This window comes from Paraburkholderia sp. NMBU_R16 (assembly GCF_013282575.1).
In the GTDB taxonomy this organism is placed as follows: domain Bacteria; phylum Pseudomonadota; class Gammaproteobacteria; order Burkholderiales; family Burkholderiaceae; genus Trinickia.
In genome coordinates this window covers 1-252 of record NZ_JAAAYE010000470.1, presented here as the reverse complement: position 1 = coordinate 252, position 252 = coordinate 1, and the positions used below count along the sequence as shown (strand labels likewise).

At 55.2% G+C, this 252-nt stretch carries 1 pseudogene; it reads right to left on the bottom strand.

Annotation, left to right across the window (positions count from 1 at the left end):
- Nucleotides 1-125: 125 nt before the first annotated feature.
- Nucleotides 126-252 (bottom strand): annotated as a pseudogene (locus GWC77_RS28830) (transposase); the annotation flags it as partial.

The window sequence follows — 252 nt, the reverse complement described above, 5'->3', positions numbered from 1 at the left end:
GCCACACCGATTCCAATTCTTCTCTTGCGAAGGCCGTCATCGCTTGCCCCTCCTGAGCGAACTCAATGGCGGCATTGTGCGATTGCCTTTACGCGAACTCTATAACGCCCATGGCTTACCGCTTACTTTAGATCGTTGAACACTTTCATCCAGAACTTGGCGCCCTCGGTGTTTTCGATCCACAGGCCGAGAATATCCCGTGTGCCATCGGGCAGAACACCCAGCGCAAGGTAGACGGCCTTGTTGCGCACG